Origin of the sequence: Paraburkholderia sp. Ac-20340, from assembly GCF_017104965.1 — a bacterium.
In the GTDB taxonomy this organism is placed as follows: domain Bacteria; phylum Pseudomonadota; class Gammaproteobacteria; order Burkholderiales; family Burkholderiaceae; genus Paraburkholderia.
Genome location: NZ_JAAGPR010000009.1, coordinates 225,736 through 243,992 on the forward strand (window position 1 = coordinate 225,736; position 18,257 = coordinate 243,992).

14 protein-coding genes are annotated in these 18,257 nt (G+C 64.6%); 1 reads left to right on the forward strand and 13 read right to left on the reverse strand.

Going from position 1 to position 18,257, the window contains the following annotated elements; genetic code table 11:
* Positions 1-9: 9 nt before the first annotated feature.
* Positions 10-1,251 carry a bifunctional glutamate N-acetyltransferase/amino-acid acetyltransferase ArgJ gene (argJ, locus tag G3N59_RS15175; protein WP_205983434.1) on the reverse strand — a complete coding sequence of 414 codons (1,242 nt, stop codon included), beginning with the start codon at positions 1,249-1,251 and terminating at the stop codon, positions 10-12.
* Positions 1,252-1,433: 182 nt separating this feature from the next.
* Positions 1,434-4,238 carry a preprotein translocase subunit SecA gene (secA, locus tag G3N59_RS15180; protein ID WP_205983435.1) on the reverse strand — a complete coding sequence of 935 codons (2,805 nt, stop codon included), beginning with the start codon at positions 4,236-4,238 and terminating at the stop codon, positions 1,434-1,436.
* A gap of 443 nt (positions 4,239-4,681) precedes the next feature.
* Between secA and G3N59_RS15185 the strand changes: the two genes are divergently transcribed.
* Complete coding sequence (locus G3N59_RS15185) at positions 4,682-5,203, forward strand: DUF721 domain-containing protein (RefSeq protein ID WP_205983436.1); 522 nt, start codon at positions 4,682-4,684, stop codon at positions 5,201-5,203.
* Between the two features lie 89 nt (positions 5,204-5,292).
* Here the strand turns inward: G3N59_RS15185 and lpxC are convergent, their stop codons facing one another.
* The 11 genes from lpxC to mraY all read right to left on the reverse strand — a co-directional run bounded on the left by lpxC (position 5,293) and on the right by mraY (position 18,244).
* On the reverse strand, positions 5,293-6,210 hold the full coding sequence (gene lpxC / locus G3N59_RS15190; RefSeq protein ID WP_205983437.1) for a UDP-3-O-acyl-N-acetylglucosamine deacetylase: 918 nt from the start codon (positions 6,208-6,210) through the stop codon (positions 5,293-5,295).
* Between the two features lie 270 nt (positions 6,211-6,480).
* Positions 6,481-6,990: a peroxiredoxin gene (locus G3N59_RS15195; protein WP_205983438.1), complete on the reverse strand. Its 510-nt coding sequence runs from the start codon at positions 6,988-6,990 to the stop codon at positions 6,481-6,483.
* A gap of 279 nt (positions 6,991-7,269) precedes the next feature.
* Positions 7,270-8,463, reverse strand: a complete 1,194-nt coding sequence (gene ftsZ / locus G3N59_RS15200; protein ID WP_205983439.1) for a cell division protein FtsZ — start codon at positions 8,461-8,463, stop codon at positions 7,270-7,272.
* Positions 8,464-8,660: 197 nt separating this feature from the next.
* Positions 8,661-9,893 (reverse strand): cell division protein FtsA, encoded by a 1,233-nt coding sequence (ftsA, locus tag G3N59_RS15205; protein ID WP_027817993.1) that lies wholly within the window; start codon positions 9,891-9,893, stop codon positions 8,661-8,663.
* Positions 9,894-9,920: 27 nt separating this feature from the next.
* Positions 9,921-10,676, reverse strand: a complete 756-nt coding sequence (locus tag G3N59_RS15210; RefSeq protein WP_205983440.1) for a cell division protein FtsQ/DivIB — start codon at positions 10,674-10,676, stop codon at positions 9,921-9,923.
* Positions 10,677-10,760: 84 nt separating this feature from the next.
* Positions 10,761-11,714, reverse strand: a complete 954-nt coding sequence (locus G3N59_RS15215) for a D-alanine--D-alanine ligase (RefSeq protein ID WP_205983441.1) — start codon at positions 11,712-11,714, stop codon at positions 10,761-10,763.
* 5 nt (positions 11,715-11,719) lie between these two features.
* Entirely contained in the window at positions 11,720-13,114 is a 1,395-nt protein-coding gene (gene murC, locus G3N59_RS15220) for a UDP-N-acetylmuramate--L-alanine ligase (protein WP_205983442.1), read from the reverse strand.
* On the reverse strand, positions 13,111-14,229 hold the full coding sequence (gene murG / locus G3N59_RS15225) for an undecaprenyldiphospho-muramoylpentapeptide beta-N-acetylglucosaminyltransferase (RefSeq protein ID WP_205983443.1): 1,119 nt from the start codon (positions 14,227-14,229) through the stop codon (positions 13,111-13,113). Before murG ends, murC begins: the two co-directional genes overlap by 4 nt.
* On the reverse strand, positions 14,226-15,506 hold the full coding sequence (ftsW, locus tag G3N59_RS15230; protein ID WP_205983444.1) for a putative lipid II flippase FtsW: 1,281 nt from the start codon (positions 15,504-15,506) through the stop codon (positions 14,226-14,228). The genes murG and ftsW overlap by 4 nt, the downstream gene beginning before the upstream one ends.
* The gene (murD, locus tag G3N59_RS15235; protein WP_205983445.1) at positions 15,503-17,023 is read right to left on the reverse strand and encodes a UDP-N-acetylmuramoyl-L-alanine--D-glutamate ligase; all 1,521 of its coding nucleotides are present in this window, start codon (positions 17,021-17,023) and stop codon (positions 15,503-15,505) included. Before murD ends, ftsW begins: the two co-directional genes overlap by 4 nt.
* 51 nt (positions 17,024-17,074) lie before the next feature.
* On the reverse strand, positions 17,075-18,244 hold the full coding sequence (gene mraY / locus G3N59_RS15240) for a phospho-N-acetylmuramoyl-pentapeptide-transferase (RefSeq protein WP_205983446.1): 1,170 nt from the start codon (positions 18,242-18,244) through the stop codon (positions 17,075-17,077).
* Between the last annotated feature and the right edge of the window lie 13 nt (positions 18,245-18,257).

An 18,257-nucleotide genomic window follows, 5' to 3' on the forward strand; every position in this document is an offset into this window, starting at 1 on the left:
GAAACCCGATCAGGAACGATAGTCGGCGTTGATGCTCACGTAGTCGTGCGAGAGATCGCAGGTCCAGACGGTGGCTTCGGCGTTACCGCGGCCGAGCACCACGCGGATCAGGATCTCGCTCTTCTTCATCACGCGCTGGCCGTCTTCTTCCTTGTATTCCGGGTTACGGCCGCCGGCCTTCGCCACCAGCACGTCGTCCAGGTACAGATCGATCTTGTTGACGTCCAGATCGGTCACGCCCGCATAGCCGATCGCGGCCAGGATACGGCCCAGGTTGGGGTCCGATGCGTAGAACGCGGTCTTCACGAGCGGCGAGTGGCCGATCGCGTAGGCGATCTGGCGGCACTCGGCGACATCCTTGCCGCCTTCGACCTGAATCGTCATGAACTTGGTCGCGCCTTCGCCGTCGCGCACGATCAGTTGCGAGAGCGTCTGCGCCACTTCCGTGACGGCGTCGCGCAGTGCGGCGTACGCCGGCGAATCGGTCGACGTGATGGCCGGCAGGCTCGACTTGCCCGAAGCGATCAGGATGAACGAGTCGTTGGTCGAGGTGTCGCCATCGATCGTGATGCAGTTGAACGAGCGATCGGCCACGTGCTTGACGAGTTCGTCCATGACCGGCTGCGCCACGTTCGCGTCGAACGCGAGGAAGCCCAGCATGGTCGCCATGTTCGGCTTGATCATGCCCGCGCCCTTGCTGATGCCGGTGAGCGTGACCGTGTGGCCGTCGATCGTGACCTGGCGCGACGCGGCCTTCGGCAGCGTGTCGGTCGTCATGATCGCGTGCGCGGCGTCGAACCAGTTCGCTTCCTTGCGGTTCGCGAGCGCAGCGGGCAGACCGGCCTTCAGGCGGTCGATCGGCAGCGGCTCGAGAATCACGCCGGTCGAGAACGGCAGCACCTGCGAGGACTCGATGCCCGCGAGGCGCGCGAGTTCGTCGCAGGTTTCGCGCGTGTGCTTCATGCCCGGCTCGCCCGTACCCGCGTTGGCGTTACCCGTGTTGATGACGAGCGCGCGGATGCCCGCGCCACCTTCGCGCACCTTCGCGAGATGTTCGCGGCACACCGTCACCGGCGCGGCGCAGAAGCGGTTGAGCGTGAACACGCCCGCGACGCTCGCGCCTTCTTCGACGGAAATCACCAGCACATCCTTGCGGTTGGGCTTGCGGATATGGGCTTCCGCCCAGCCGAGCGTCACGCCGGCGACCGGATGAAGTTGTGCGGGATCGATCGAGGGGAAATTGACAGCCATGGTGGCGACCTGTCGAAAAGGCAATGCCGGCCGCGACGTTTCTGTCAGCCTGGCCGGCATTGAGGATTCAAAACGCAAGGCCCGTCAGGGAGAGCGGGCCACCGGAATCTACGCGCAAGCGCGTCACGAAGCGAACGGCGCGATCATCGAACCCGGTTCGATACACGCGCCGCCGCGCTCCATCACGCGATCTTGCCGTGGCACTGCTTGTACTTCTTGCCGCTGCCGCACGGGCACGGATCGTTGCGACCGACCTTCGGCACGCCGTCAGCGTCCAGCGCCTCGTGGCTCATGGCCGCGCCGACCATCGCTGCCGCGGCGTCCGCGACCGGTGCCGCCGCGCCCACCGGCGCTGCTTCGGCGCCCGTTTCGGCGAACTCGGCGTGACGGAATTCGACGTTCTCCAGATGGCCGCCCTGCTCTTCCATCTGTTCGGCCGCTTCTTCGAGTTGCTGCGGCGACTGGATCTGCACGTTCATGACGATGCGCGTGACTTCCTGCTTCACGGCGTCGAGCATGGCGGCGAACAGTTCGAACGCTTCGCGCTTGTATTCCTGCTTCGGGTTCTTCTGCGCATAACCGCGCAGATGGATGCCCTGACGCAGATGATCGAGCGCGGCGAGGTGTTCGCGCCAGCTACGGTCGAGCGTCTGCAGCATGACCGAGCGCTCGAACGCGCTGAACGATTCGCGACCCACGAGCGCCACCTTCTGCTCGTAGGCTTCGTCGGCGGCGGCGAGCACGGCTTCGAGAATCTCGTCCGCGTCGATCGACGACGACTCGTTGATCATTTCCTGGATCGCGAGGTCGAGCTGCCATTCGTTGCGCAGAATCTCTTCCAGCTCGGGCACGTCCCACTGCTCTTCGATACTGCCGTGCGGCACATATTGACGCACGATATCCGTGACCACGCCGTGACGCATCGCGCCGATGGTTTCGGTGATGTCGTGCGCTTCGAGCAGTTCGTTGCGCTGCTGGTAGATCACCTTGCGCTGGTCGTTCGAGACGTCGTCGTATTCGAGCAGCTGCTTGCGGATGTCGAAGTTACGCGCTTCGACCTTGCGCTGCGCCGACTCGATCGAACGCGTGACGATGCCCGCCTCGATCGCCTCGCCTTCCGGCATCTTCAGGCGGTCCATGATGGCGCGCACGCGATCGCCCGCGAAAATGCGCAGCAGCGGATCTTCGAGCGACAGATAGAAACGCGACGAACCCGGATCGCCCTGACGGCCCGCACGGCCGCGCAGCTGGTTGTCGATACGGCGCGATTCGTGGCGCTCGGTGCCGATGATGTGCAGACCGCCCGCGGCCTTCACCTGATCGTGCAGCGTCTGCCATTCGTCGTGCAGTTGCTGGATGCGGCGCGCCTTTTCGTCGGCGGGAATCGAATCGTCGGCTTCGATGAACGCAGCCTGCTTTTCCGCATTGCCGCCCAGCACGATGTCGGTACCGCGACCGGCCATGTTGGTGGCGATGGTCACGCGCTTCGGACGGCCGGCTTCGGCGACGATCGCGGCTTCGCGGCCGTGCTGCTTGGCGTTGAGGACGTCGTGCGGCAGACCCGCCTGCGTGAGCAGATGCGAGAGCAGTTCCGAGTTTTCGATCGAGGTCGTACCGACCAGCACCGGCTGACCGCGCTCGTGGCATTCGCGGATGTCGCGAATCACGGCGTCGTAGCGCTCCTTGGCGGTCTTGTAGATCTGATCCTGCTTGTCGATGCGCTTCGGAATCCGGTTGGTCGGGATCACGACGGTTTCGAGGCCGTAGATCTCGTTGAATTCGTACGCTTCGGTATCCGCCGTACCCGTCATGCCCGAAAGCTTGGCGTACATGCGGAAGTAGTTCTGGAACGTGATCGAGGCGAGCGTCTGGTTTTCGCTCTGGATCTTGACGTGTTCCTTCGCTTCCACGGCCTGATGCAGACCATCCGACCAGCGGCGGCCGGCCATCAGACGGCCGGTGAATTCGTCGACGATCACGACTTCGCCGTTCTGCACCACGTAATGCTGATCCTTGAAGAACAGCGTGTGCGCGCGCAGGGCGGCGTACACGTGATGCATCAGCGTGATGTTCTGCGGCGCGTAGAGGCTTTCGCCCTGACCGATCAGGCCCCACTCGGCGAGCATGCGCTCGGCCTTTTCGTGGCCCGCTTCCGTCAGGAACACCTGACGTGCCTTTTCGTCGAGCGTGTAGTCGCCCGGCTTTTCGACGCCCGTGCCGTCGGCCTTCTCTTCGCCGATCTGGCGTTCGAGCAGCGGCGGCAGCGCGTTCATGCGCACGTAGAGTTCGGTGTGATCTTCGGCCTGACCGGAGATGATCAGCGGCGTACGCGCTTCGTCGATCAGGATCGAGTCCACTTCGTCGACCACGGCGAAGTTCAGCGCACGCTGCACGCGCGCCTCGGTCTCGTAGACCATGTTGTCGCGCAGATAGTCGAAGCCGAACTCGTTGTTCGTACCGTAGGTGATGTCCGAGCCGTAGGCTTCCTGCTTCATGCCGTGATCCATCTGCGACAGATTGATGCCGACGGACAGACCGAGGAAGTTATACAGGCGCGCCATCCATTCGGCGTCGCGCTGGGCGAGGTAGTCGTTCACCGTGACCACGTGCACGCCGCGCCCGGACAGCGCGTTCAGGTACACCGGCAGCGTCGCGACCAGCGTCTTGCCTTCGCCGGTGCGCATTTCGGCGATCTTGCCGTAATGCAGCACCATGCCGCCGATCAACTGGACGTCGAAGTGGCGCATCTTGAGCACACGCTTGCTGGCCTCGCGGCAGACAGCGAACGCCTCGGGCAGCAGATCGTCGAGCGAAGTGCCCTTCGAGATGCGCTCGCGGAATTCGACGGTCTTGGCGCGCAGCTGCTCGTCGGTGTATTGCTCGATGGTCGGTTCGAGCGCGTTGATCGCCACGACCGTCTTCTGATATTGCTTGATCAGGCGCTGATTGCGGCTGCCAAAGATTTTCTGTAAGAAACCGGTGGTCATCGGATCGGTGTCTGCGTCGCGGCTTCAGCCGGGATTCCTGCGTGGCGCGTTGCAAACCGGCAGATAAACGGCTGGTTTGCTTACGTTTGCACCACGCGCCCGGATCGGAAGGACCTCGGCGGCTTAAGCCCAAATTGGTGGATTCGAATCGGGCATTTTAGCACGCACCCCAGGCAGCGCCCGTGTCAGAGCCATGATGGGAGCTGCGTCGGATGTCGTGCCAAAAGCCCGCGCTGACGCGCCTCGCGAGCCGTTGCCATTGCCGCTTTTCGGGCGGCGCGGCGCAGGACGCACTGCGGCGACGCAATCAGCAAGCTGCGACGCCGCAAGAGAAGCAACGTGAACACAAACATCGGGGCAAACATGGGCGCAAATGGCGCAAGCTACAATGACGGCATTGCCGCGCAACCCGCGCGGGCCCTGTTTGCTCCTCTTCTCGCCACATGAGCCGTTTTTCGCCGATTTCAAGGCCGGGCGCCACCGCCGCGCCGCGTGCGCAGCGCAATTCGCGCGCACCGGGCCGCGCGCCGCGCTCGCCGCAGCCGGTCGCCGAAGTCCTCAGCCGCACCGACGCCTTCGCGCCGCTGCGCGCGGGCGTCGAGCAGATCGCGGCGATCCAGCGCGACCTGAACGCGCTGCTGCCCGACTATCTGGCGGCCAGCGTGGAACCGGGCTTCATCAAGGATGGGACGCTGGCGCTTTTTGCCGCACATAACGCGCTCGCTGCGCGGCTGCGGCACCTGGAACCGCGCCTCGTCACCGAATTGCAGGCGCGCGGCTGGGCGCTTACCAGTGTGCGCATTCGCGTGCGCCCGCAGGCCGTGAAGGAGCCGCCGCAGCCCAAACAGGCGCGCATGACGCCAGTGGGCGCCGAGGCGCTGGCGAGTTTGAGCGAAAGCCTGCCGCCTTCGCCGCTGCAGGAAGCGCTCGCGAAAATGGCCGCGCGGCATTTGAAGCGACGCTAAAACGGCATGCGACGCAAAATAAAAAAGGGTGGCATGAAGCCACCCTTTTTCGTTTGATCAGGACATTGCCGTCGCGATCTTGATGCCGATCAGGCAAACGCCGTCTGCGCCTCGTAACCGAAGCCGCGCGGCGCCTTTTGCGTGTCGTCGAAGGTCACGATTTCATACGCGTCTTCGTGCGCCAGCAACTCGCGCAGCAGCGCGTTGTTCAGACCGTGGCCCGACTTGTAGGCGTCGTACGAAGCCAGCAGCGGATGGCCGACCACGTAAAGATCGCCGATCGCGTCGAGCATCTTGTGCTTCACGAATTCGTCGTCGTAACGCAGGCCGTCGTTGTTCAGGATGCGGTACTCGTCCAGTACGATCGCGTTGTCCATGCTGCCACCGCGCGCCAGACCCAGCTCGCGCATCATTTCCACTTCATGAGCGAAGCCGAAGGTGCGCGCACGGGCGATTTCACGCACGTACGAAGTATTCGCGAAGTCGACTTCGAGCGCCTGACCGGTCTTGTCCACGGCCGGGTGACGGAAATCGATGGTGAACTTGAGCTTGAAGCCGAAGAACGGATCGAGACGCGCGAATTTGTCGCCTTCGCGCACTTCCACGGTCTTCTTCACCTTGATGAACTTCTTCGGCGCGTTCTGCTCTTCGATACCGGCCGACTGGATCAGGAACACGAACGACGATGCGCTGCCGTCCATGATCGGAATCTCTTCCGCCGTGACGTCGATATAGAGGTTGTCGATGCCCAGACCTGCGCACGCGGACATCAGATGCTCGATGGTCGAGACGCGCGCGCCGTCCTTCTGCAGCACCGAAGCGAGGCGGGTGTCGCCAATCGCCATCGCCGACGCGGGAATATCCACCGGAGTCGGCAAATCCACGCGCGAAAACACGATGCCCGTGTCCGGCGCCGCCGGGCGTAGCGTCAGATTGACCTTGCGACCCGAGTGCAGGCCGATGCCAACCGTTTTCACGATCGATTTGATGGTTCGCTGCTTCAACATAGTGTTCTGCTCATTGAAAATCCCAATCGGGATTTTTTAACTCATAGGGCGAATTATACTCCAAGTATGGCAAGTCCGTCGTCGTCCGGGGCGTGACAATCTGTTTCCCCACGTTACCTCCAGGGGATGGACGACGGGCCGCTGGCCGGAACGGAGGCGTTCCCGGCCAGCGGCCCGTACGGCAGGTAGTAATAGCCCGTCACATTTGCCCGATGATTTGTCCGACGCTCCGTTGCGCTGCGGCAACGGGAACGCGGCCAAAGCATCGGCTCAGGTCGGGCTCAACGCGGCGAGTATGCTCGCTGCATCGCTGACTTCGAATTTGCCCGGTGCTTCGAGGTTCAGCGTCTTGACCACGCTGTCGTCGATCACCATGGCGTAGCGCTGGGACCGGATGCCCATGCCACGCGCCGACAAATCCTGCTCCAGACCGAGTGCACGGGTGAACGCCGCACTGCCGTCGGCCATCATGCGTACCTTGCCCGAGGTCCGCTGATCTCGCCCCCACGCGCCCATCACAAACGCGTCGTTGACGGACACGCACCAGATTTCGTCGATGCCCGCCGCGCGCAGCGCTTCGTACTGCTCGACATAACCCGGTACATGTTTCGCGGAGCACGTGGGCGTGAACGCGCCCGGCAATCCGAAGATCACCACGCGTTTGCCCGCCGTTTGCTCGCGCACGCTGAAGCTGTTCGGCCCCAGCGTGCAGCCCGCGCGCTCGTCTTCGACAAATTCGAAGAGCGTGGCGTCGGGCAGCGTTTCACCCAGTTTGATCATCACTCGTCCTTCACATCGATGCGCGTAGCGTCCGCGCCCGTCATAACGCGCAATATTGCGCCGAAAACCGCGCCCTGGCTGCGGCGCATATGCCGTGCCGCGCATCGAAACGCAGCGGGCACGCATCCGCGCCGGGCATCCTCGCGGATGCGGCCTTGCGGGTTCTCTTCGTCATCATCGCAACGTCATGCCGAACGCTCCGTCCGCGGGCGGGCACTGAACCACCGTGCCCGGCGCCGCAGCCAGAACTCGCTCGCCGCGCAGTTCGCCTGGCCGGCCTTAGTCGGCCTGCTTGCGCAGGAACGCCGGGATGTCGTACGTATCGACGCCCTTTTCCTGCAGCGCCTGCACGTGCGAAGCCGCGGTGTCGCGCGACGTGCGCCAGACTGCCGGCGTGTCGAGCGCGCCGTAGTCGGCGGTCTGTGCGTGTTGCGGTGCGTACGTCTGAGCCGCTGCAACCGGATGGTTGTCCGTACCCGTGCGCAGCAGCGTCATCGGTGCAGCCTGTTGGCGCGTTGCTGCCGCGCGGCCCAGACCCGTTGCCACCACCGTCACGCGCAGTGCGTCGCCCATCGCGTCGTCGTACACGGCACCGAAGATCACCGTGGCGTCTTCCGCCGCGTAGCTCTTGATCGTGTTCATGACTTCACGCGTTTCCGACAGACGCAGCGAACGGCTCGACGTGATGTTGACCAGCACGCCACGCGCGCCCGACAGATCGACGCCTTCGAGCAGCGGGCTCGCGACCGCCTGCTCGGCTGCCAGACGTGCGCGATCGACGCCGGCAACCGTTGCCGTGCCCATCATCGCCTTGCCCTGCTCGCCCATCACCGTCTTCACGTCTTCAAAGTCGACGTTCACCAGACCGTCGACATTGATGATTTCGGCGATGCCTGCGACTGCGTTGTTCAGAACGTCGTCCGCGCACTGGAAGCACTTGTCCATCTCGGCGTCATCGCCCATCACGTCGAACAGCTTGTCGTTCAGAACGACGATCAGCGAGTCGACGTGATCCTCCAGTTGCTGCGAGCCGGCTTCCGCCACGCGCATGCGCTTGCCACCTTCGAATTCGAACGGCTTGCTCACCACACCCACGGTGAGAATGCCCATTTCCTTGGCGATCTGCGCGACCACGGGTGCTGCACCCGTGCCCGTGCCGCCGCCCATACCGGCGGTGATGAACACCATATGCGCGCCAAGCAGCGAGTCGGCGATGCGCTCGCGCGCTTCTTCAGCCGCCGCGCGGCCCATTTCCGGCTTCGCGCCAGCGCCCAGACCCGTGTTGCCGAGCTGGATCACGGCCGGTGCGCGCGAACGCGACAGCGCCTGCGCATCCGTGTTCATCACGATGAAATCGACGCCTTGCACGCCGCGATTGATCATGTGCTGCACGGCATTGCCGCCAGCGCCACCTACGCCCACCACCTTGATGATGGTGCCGTTGGTTTCCGTTTCCAGCATCTGGAATTCCATGTTGCCTCCGTCAAGAAAAAGATTTCCGCTCCTCGGCGTTATTCAGGGGAGAGTCGGGCAACCCTTCCCTGCGCGCCAGCCGCCGTCACCAGCGCTTCTTCGGTCCCTGCGTTGAGCCTTTTGCGTCCGCTCTTACGTCTACTTGTGCGTCTTTTTTACGTTCGGGTCTGCGCGTTCAGCCTGCGCAGATCACCGCATCAGAAGTTGCCGAGAAACCAGTCCTTCATGCGCGTGAAGACCTGCCCCATCGACCCCGACTGCACCGCAACCTTGCGACCGCGCATACGCTGCGCGCGGCCCTCCACGAGCAGGCCCATCGCCGTCGAATAGCGCGGATTGCGCACGACGTCGGCGAGACCGCCCGCGTACTCCGGCACGCCAATGCGCACCGGCTTGAGGAAGATGTCTTCGCCCAGCTCGACCATGCCCGGCATCATCGCGGCGCCGCCGGTCAGCACGACGCCCGAACTGAGCAATTCCTCATAGCCCGACTCGCGCACCACCTGCTGCACGAGCGAGAACAACTCTTCCACGCGCGGCTCGATCACCGCGGCGAGCGCCTGGCGCGACAGCGTGCGCGGACCGCGCTCGCCCAGCCCCGGCACTTCGATCATTTCGTCCGGATCGGCCAGCGCCTGCTTGGCGATGCCGTAGCTCACCTTGATGTCTTCGGCGTCCGGCGTGGGCGTGCGCAGCGCCATGGCGATATCGCTCGTCACCTGGTCGCCCGCGATCGGAATCACGGCCGTGTGACGGATCGCGCCTTCGCTGAAGATCGCGATGTCGGTCGTGCCGCCGCCCACATCCACCAGCACCACGCCGAGTTCCTTCTCGTCGTCGGTGAGCACCGCCAGCGACGAAGCCAGCGGTTGCAGGATCAGATCGTTCACTTCGAGGCCGCAGCGGCGCACGCACTTGACGATGTTCTGCGCCGCGCTCACCGCGCCGGTGACGATATGCACTTTCACTTCGAGGCGGATGCCGCTCATGCCGATCGGCTCGCGCACATCTTCCTGACCGTCGATGATGAATTCCTGCGTGAGGATATGCAGCACCTGCTGGTCGGTCGGGATGTTGATCGCCTTGGCCGTTTCGATCACGCGCGCAACGTCCGTCTGCGTGACTTCCTTTTCCTTGATGGCGACCATGCCGCTCGAGTTGAAGCTGCGGATATGGCTGCCTGCGATGCCGGTGAACACATTAGTGATCTTGCAGTCGGCCATGAGTTCCGCTTCTTCGAGCGCACGCTGGATAGACTGCACCGTGGCCTCGATGTTCACCACCACGCCCTTCTTGAGACCTTTCGATTCGGCCTGGCCGAGGCCGATCACCTCGTAGTGGCCATCGCTTTTCATTTCGGCGACGACGGCCACCACCTTCGACGTCCCGATGTCGAGGCTGACCAGCAGATCTTTATAGTCTTTACTCATATCGTGCTCGTTGCGTGTGATGTGCTGTTACTTCTTGCCCGGGCCGGGCGTATCGCTAATGAAGCGCATGCCCGCCGCCCGAATCGCAAAACCGTTCGGATAGCGCAGATCCGCATATTCGATGTCTTTCCCCCAACGTTGCGTGAGCGCCGACCACGCGGCGATGAGGCGATGCGAGCGTTCCGCGAGCGTATCCGCGTTGCGCTCGCGGCCAAGTTCCACCTGCATGCCGTTCGAGAGTTTCACCGTCCACGCGTAGCGCGGCGTGAGCGTCACTTCGTCCGGCTCCAGACCGAGCGGCGCGAACCACTTCACGAAGTCGCGATAACGCGCGACCACTTCGGGCGCCGTGCCGTCCGGGCCATCGAACGCGGGCAGATCGTCGTCGAGCTCGCCCTGGTTCGCCGTGAACAACTCGCCGTCGGTGCTGACCAGCTGATCGCTGCCCCACGTGCCGAGCGGCTTGTACTCTTCGAGCGACACCGCCAGCGCATTCGGCCAGACGCGGCGCACGCTCGCATGGCGCACCCACGGCATCTGCTCGAACGCGGCGCGCGCCGTATCGAGATCGACGGTGAAGAAGTTGCCCTTCAGACGGCCGACCACGCTCGCGCGGACGGTCGGCGCGTTGATGTGCTCGGTGTCGCCTTCGATGCGGATCTCGCGCAGCGCGAAATTCGGGCGCTGCACGAGCCAGTAGCAGCCGGCCACCAGAAGCGCGAGCACGAGCAGCACGTGCAACACGTTGGCGGCGAGGTTGAGCTGGCGTACGTTATTCCACATGTCGGGTTCGTCGATTCAATCTTTACGGCGAGTCGTCTTACGGTTCGGTCGGTTTCTGCTGCAGTTGCGACTTCAGTTGCGGCTTCAGTCCTTCAGCGTGAGCGCAAGCACGCGCACCACGAGATCGCGATACTCGATGCCCACCGCACGCGCAGCCTTCGGCGGCAGCGAGTGATCGGTCATGCCAGGCGCCGTATTCACTTCCAGGAAGTACGGGTTGCCCGCGCCGTCCATCATGAAATCGGCGCGGCCCCAGTCGGTGCAGCCGAGCACGTCGAACGCGCGGCGCGCCAGCTTCTTCAGTTCGGCTTCCTTCTCCGGCGCGACGCCGCAGGGAATCAGATACTGCGTCGTGTCGAGGATGTACTTCGCGTCGTAGTCGTAGAACTCGCCCGCCGGCACGATCTTGATGATCGGCAGATCGAGGTCGCCCGCTACGCAAGCCGTGTATTCGCCGCCGCCTTCGATGCTCTTTTCCGCCAGCACGATCTTGTCGTGCTTCGCGGCTTCTTCGAGCGCCGGCACGAGTTCGGCTTCGGTCTTGACCTTGATGACGGCCACGCTCGAACCTTCGCTCGCGGGCTTCACGAAGATCGGCAGACCGAGCTTCGCGATGATGCCAGGCGCCGCAGCAGCGAAATCGTCGCCGCGCAGCACGGCCACGAACGGCGGCGTCGGAATGCCCAGTTGCTGCCACACCAGCTTGCTGCGGAATTTGTCGAGACCGAGCGCCGAACCGAGCACGCCCGTGCCCGTGTAACGGATGCCGTAAAAGTCGAGCGCACCCTGGATCTGGCCGTTCTCGCCATAGCCGCCATGCAGCGCGTTGAACGCGCGCACGAAGCCTTCGTCCTTGAGCGCCGACAGCGGCCACTCGGACGGATCGAACGCATGCGCGTCGATGCCCGCGCTTTGTAGCGCCTGGAGAACGAGCGAGCCGGACTTGAGCGAGACCGCGCGCTCGGCGGACACACCGCCCAGCAGGACCGCTACCTTGCCAAACTGCTTCGGATCGAATTTCGGATCGATGCTGCTCATGTCACTCACGCCTTCTGTTCCTGTTGCGAGATCCGGCCCGGCACACCGCCGATCGAACCCGCGCCCATCGTAATCACCACATCGCCGTCGCGGACCACCGCGGCCAGCGCGTCCGGCATCTCATCCACTGTCTCGATAAACACCGGCTCGACCTTGCCCGCCACGCGAATCGCGCGCGCAAGAGCTCGGCCGTCCGCCGCGACGATCGGCGCTTCGCCGGCCGAGTACACATCGGTCAGCACGAGCGCATCGGTCGTCGACAGCACGCGCACGAAATCTTCGAAGCAGTCGCGCGTGCGCGTGTAACGGTGCGGCTGGAACGCCAGCACGAGACGGCGGCCCGGGAAAGCACCGCGCGCGGCAGCGATCGTCGCCGCCATTTCGACCGGATGATGACCGTAATCGTCGATCAACGTGTAAGTGCCGCCGCCGTTGACCGGAATTTCACCGTAACGCTGGAATCGACGGCCCACGCCGTTGAATTCGGCCAGCGCGCGCTGGATATCCTCGTCCTTCACTTCGAGTTCGGTCGCGATCGCGATCGCTGCGAGCGCGTTCTGTACGTTGTGATCGCCCGGCAGGTTCAGCACGATATCGAGCGCCGGTGCATCTTCGCGCATCACTGTGAAATACATTTTTCCGTCGCGTGCGACGACGTTCACGGCGCGCACCTGCGCGTCGGGCGCGAAGCCGTAACGGATGATCGGCTTCGACACGAACGGCAGAATTTCCTTCACGTTCGGATCGTCGACGCACAGCACCGCGATGCCATAGAACGGCAGACGATGCGTGAATTCGATGAACGCCTGCTTCAGGCGCGCGAAATCGTGCCCGTAGGTGTCCATGTGATCGGCGTCGATGTTCGTGATGACTTCGATCACCGGGAAGAGATTCAGGAACGAGGCGTCCGATTCGTCGGCTTCCGCGACGATGAAGTCGCCCGTGCCCAGACGCGCGTTCGCGCCCGCGCTGATCAGACGCCCGCCGATCACGAAAGTCGGATCGAGCCCGCCCGCCGCCAGCACGCTCGCCACCAGCGACGTGGTGGTGGTCTTGCCGTGCGTACCCGCGATGGCGATGCCCTGCTTCAGACGCATCAGTTCCGCGAGCATCACGGCGCGCGGCACGATGGGAATGCGGCGATGGCGCGCGGCCAGCACTTCGGGGTTGTCGCTGCGCACGGCCGTGGACACGACCACGGCGTTCGCGCCTTCGATGTTCTCTTCGGCATGGCCGATCGCGATGCGCGCGCCGAGCGCGGCGAGGCGGTCGGTGACCGCGTTCTTCGCGAGGTCCGAGCCGCTCACTTGATAACCGAGATTGACGAGCACTTCGGCGATGCCGCTCATGCCCGCGCCGCCGATGCCGACGAAATGGATATGTTTGACGATGTGTTTCATTGCTTTCCTCCCGCTGCTACGCCTGCCACGGCCGCGCAGATGCGCGCGACCTGATCGGCGGCGTCGGGTTTTGCGAGCGCGCGAGCGCGCTCTGCCATTTCTGCCAGCGATTGCCGGGTTTGTTGCTTGAGCCAGTCGGCGAGCGTCTCGGCCGACAGCTCGCGTTGCTGCACCACGCGCGCCGCGCCCTCTTGCGCGAGGAACGCCGCGTTGGTGGTCTGGTGGTCGTCCACGGCGTAGGGAAACGGCACGAACAGCGCCGCCACGCCCACGGCCGCGACTTCGGCCACCGTCATCGCGCCCGAGCGGCAGATCACCAGATCTGCGTTTTCGTAGGCGCTCGCCATATCGTCGATGAAGGGCACGAGTTGGGCCGCTTCACCGGCGCCTTCTCCCTGCCCGATACCGGCGTCGAGATAGTTCTGACGCAAGGCGTCGATATGCTTCGCGCCCGCCTGATGCACCACCAGCGGACGCTCGCCCGGCGCCAGCATCGACAGCGCGCGCGGCACGACTTCATTGAGCGCCGCGGCGCCCAGGCTGCCGCCGACGACCAGCACGCGCAACGGACCGCTGCGCTGCGCGTAGCGATCCTTCGGCTGGACGACGTGTTCGAGTTCGGCGCGGATCGGGTTGCCGGTCCACTCGCCATGCGGCAGCGCGCCCGGAAACGCCACGAGCACGCGCTTCGCGAGTTTCGCGAGCACCTTGTTCGCCAGACCCGCGATCGAATTCTGTTCGTGCAGCACCAGCGGGCGACCCGAGATCGCGCTCATCACACCGGCCGGGAACGTGATGTAGCCGCCCATGCCGAGCACCACATCGGGCTTCACGCGGCGCAGCGCCGCAAGACTTTGCGTGCACGCGCGAAGGAGGTTAACGGGCAGCATCAGCTTGGTCTTGAGGCCTTTGCCGCGAACACCGCCAAAACGCACATATTCCATCGCGATGCCGTGTTTCGGCACCAGCGTCGCTTCCATGCCCGCGGGATTGCCGAGCCACACCACGCGCCAGCCCCACTCCTGCATGCGATGCGCGACCGCGAGGCCCGGGAACACGTGTCCCCCGGTGCCGCCGGCCATCACCATCAGCGTGCGCGGTTGCTGGGCGCTCATACCTTGCCCCCGCGCATCAAAACCCGGTTCTCGTAATCGACTCTCAACAGCAGGGCCACCGCAATACAGTTCAGCAAAATGCCCGAACCGCCGTAGCTCACGAGCGGCAGCGTCAGGCCCTTGGTCGGCAACAGGCCGAGGTTCACGCCCATGTTGATGAAGGCCTGCGCGCCGAACCACACGCCCAGCCCCTTCGCAACGAGCCCCGCAAAAGTGCGGTCGAGCGCGAGCGCCTGACGGCCGATCTCGAACGAGCGGCGCACGATCCAGTAGAACAGCAGGATCACGATCATCACGCCGACAAAACCCAGTTCCTCGCCGATCACGGCCAGGATGAAGTCGGTGTGCGCTTCGGGCAGATAGTTGAGCTTTTCGACGCTGCCGCCCAGGCCCACGCCAAACCACTCGCCGCGCCCGAAGGCGATCAGCGAGTGCGTGAGCTGATACGCCTTGCCCTGCGCGTAGCGGTCGTCCCACGGATCGAGGTACGCGAAGATCCGCTCGCGACGCCACGGCGACGCCCACACCAGCAGCGTGAAAGTGCCCACGGCCGTGGCCACGAGACCGCCGAACAGCTTTCCGTTCACGCCGCCGAGGAACAGCACGCCCATCGCGATCGCGGCGATCACCATGAACGCGCCCATATCGGGTTCGAGCAGCAGCAGCGCGCCCACCACGCCCACCGCAAACGCCATCGGCAGGAAGCCCTTGGCGAAGCTGTGCATGTATTCCTGCTTGCGCACCGTGTAGTTCGCCGCGTAGATCGTCACGGCGAGCTTCATGATTTCCGACGGCTGCATATTCGTGATGCCAAGCGGAATCCAGCGCCGTGCGCCGTTCACGCCCTTGCCGATGTGCGGAATCAGCACGACCACCAGCATCGCCAATGCGATCAGGAAAATCTTCGGCGCGTAGCGCTCCCACACCGAAACCGGAATGCGGAACGCCACCAGCGCGGCGACCGCGGCCACCACGAGCGACACCAGATGGCGCGCCAGAAACGCCCAGTCGCGGTACGCCGCGTACTTGGGTGAATCGGGCATGGCGATCGAGGCCGAATAGACCATCACCACGCCCAGGCCCAGCAAGGCGATCACCGCCCACAACAGCGAGTAGTCGTAGTCGAGCATGCGCGAGCGCGCCGGACGCACGCCGTTGACCGCGCTCGAAATGCCCCCCGCGCGCGCGCTGGACGAACCCAGCGAGCTGCTGTGATCGGCAGACCCGCCGCTCGCTTCGCGCGACAGGCGCGCGCCGAATCGTTCGGACCAGCTCATATCGTCGTCCCCCGTTCTGCGGCGATGGCTTGCACCGTGTCGCTGAACACGGCGGCGCGGTGGGCGTAGCCCTTGAACATGTCGAAGCTCGCGCAGGCCGGCGAAAGCAGCACGACGTCGCCGGGTTCGGCGAGCGCGGTGGCCGCGCGCGTGGCTTCTTCAAGCGTGGCGTGATCGGCGAGCGTGATGCCGGTGCTTTCCAGCGCGGCGCGAATCTTCGGTGCGTCGCGGCCGATCAGCATGACCGCGCGGCACCAGCGCGCCACCGGCGCGGCCAGCGGATCGAAGTCCTGGCCCTTGCCGTCGCCGCCCGCGATCAGCACCGCGCGCTGCGCGAGGCCGTCGAGCGCGGCAACCGTGGCGCCGACATTGGTGCCCTTGCTGTCGTCCACGAAATCGATGCCTTCGATCGATGCGATCAGTTCGACGCGATGCGGCTCGCCGCGATATTCGCGCAGGCCGTGCAGCAGCGCGGCGGGCGCGAGATCGATTGCGCGTGCGAGCGCGAACGCGGCCAGCGCGTTGGCGGCGTTGTGCAGGCCGCGAATGCGCAGCGCGTCCACCGGCATCAGACGCTTCATGGCGAGGTTCACCGGCGCGGCGTCGAGTTGCTTGCGGCGGCGCGCGGAAACCGGCTCGTCGATGACGTCGCGGTCGTGCGCCTGCACCAGCCACTGCATACCGTTGTCGCGCGAGAGGCCGAAGTCGCCGTCACGTTGCGGCTCGTTCACGCCGAAGGTCACGACACGCGCATCGCCACTGTCCTTCACGCGCGCGAGCGACATCACGCGCGCGTCGTCGCGGTTGAGCACGCGCACGGTCTGCGCACCGAAGATGCGCCCCTTGGCGGCCGCGTAGGCGTCGAGCCCGCCGTGCCAGTCGAGGTGATCCTGGGTGATGTTGAGCACCGTCGCCGCGTCGGGCGCGAAGCTGTGCGCCGTTTCCAGCTGGAAGCTCGACAGTTCGAGCACCCAGACGTCGGGCAGCGCGGTGTTATCGATCGCTTCGGCGAGCTTGTCGAGCATCGCCGGGCTGATGTTGCCGGCCACCGCCACGGTCTTGCCCGCGCGCTCGCAGAGCTTGCCGGTCAGGCTCGTGGTGGTGGTCTTGCCGTTGGTGCCGGTGATCGCCAGCACCTTCGGCGCGTAGCCGCTTTCGCCCAGATGGCGCAGCGCCTGCGCGAACAGTTCGAGTTCGCCCCAGACTTCGATGCCCTGCTCGCGCGCGGCAGCGATCAGCGGCACGAGGTCGTCGGCCAGCGGCGACAGACCCGGGCTGATCGCAACGATCTCGACGCCTTCGAGCAGCGCCGTCGAAAACGCGCCGCCGATGAAGTTCGCGGGATCGATGCCGTGCGTGGCGAGTTCGGCGAGGCCCGGCGGCGTCGCGCGCGTGTCGGCGATGCGCAGGCGGCAACCTTGCCGCGCGCACCAACGCGCCATCGCGAGACCCGATTCGCCGAGTCCCAGCACGAGCACCATCGGCTTTTGCCGATCCCGAAACTTCTCGCCAAACATCGCTTGCTTTCCTAAGTGGGCAGAACTACGTGAGCAAAATGGAAACGTCGATCAACGCAGCTTCAGCGTCGACAGACCGATCAGGCACAGCATCAGCGTGATGACCCAGAAACGCACGACCACCTGCGTTTCCTTCCAGCCCGACAGTTCGAAATGGTGATGCAGCGGCGCCATCTTGAAGATGCGGCGCCCTTCGCCATAACGCTTTTTCGTGTACTTGAACCAGGTCACCTGCAGCATCACGGACAGCGTTTCCGCGACGAAAATGCCGCCCATGATGAAGAGCACGATTTCCTGACGCACGATCACGGCGATGGTGCCCAGCGCGCCGCCGAGCGCCAGCGCGCCCACGTCGCCCATGAACACCTGCGCGGGATAGGTGTTGAACCAGAGGAACGCCAGGCCCGCCCCGCCCATCGCCGAGCAGAAGATCAGCAGTTCGCCCGCGCCGGGAATGTGCGGAAACAGCAGATATTTCGAGTAGACCGAGCTGCCCATCACGTAGGCGAACACGCCCAGCGACGCACCCACCAGCACGACCGGCATGATCACGAGACCGTCGAGGCCGTCGGTGAGGTTGACCGCGTTGCTCGCGCCGACGATCACGAAGTACGTGAGCGCGATAAAGCCCCACACGCCCAGCGGATAAGTCATCGACTTGAGGAACGGCAGCAAGAGGTCGGCGCGCGCGGGCAGACCCATCGACAGACCGCTGCGCACCCACGCCATGAAGAGGTCGAACACGCGCACGTTATTCGCTTCGGAGACGCTGAAGGCGAGATACACCGCCGCGAACAGGCCGATCACCGACTGCCAGAAATACTTCTCGCGCGAAGACATGCCGCGCGGGTCCTTGTAGACCACCTTGCGATAGTCGTCGACCCAGCCGATCGCGCCGAAGCCGAACGTGACCAGCATCACGATCCAGATGAAGCGGTTCGAGAGATCGCCCCACAGCAGCGTCGCGACGGCGATGCCGAGCAGGATCAGCACGCCGCCCATGGTGGGCGTGCCGGACTTCACGAGGTGAGTCTGCGGGCCATCCGTGCGCACGGCCTGGCCGACCTTCATTTCGGTGAGCTTGCGAATGACCCAGGGCCCGAGAAAGAGCCCGATCGCCATCGAGGTGATGGTGGCCATCACCGCACGGAACGTCAGATAACTGAACACGCGCAAGAAGCTTGCGTCATTCTGCAGCCATTGCGCCAGCGCCAGTAGCATTGCTTGTATTCCT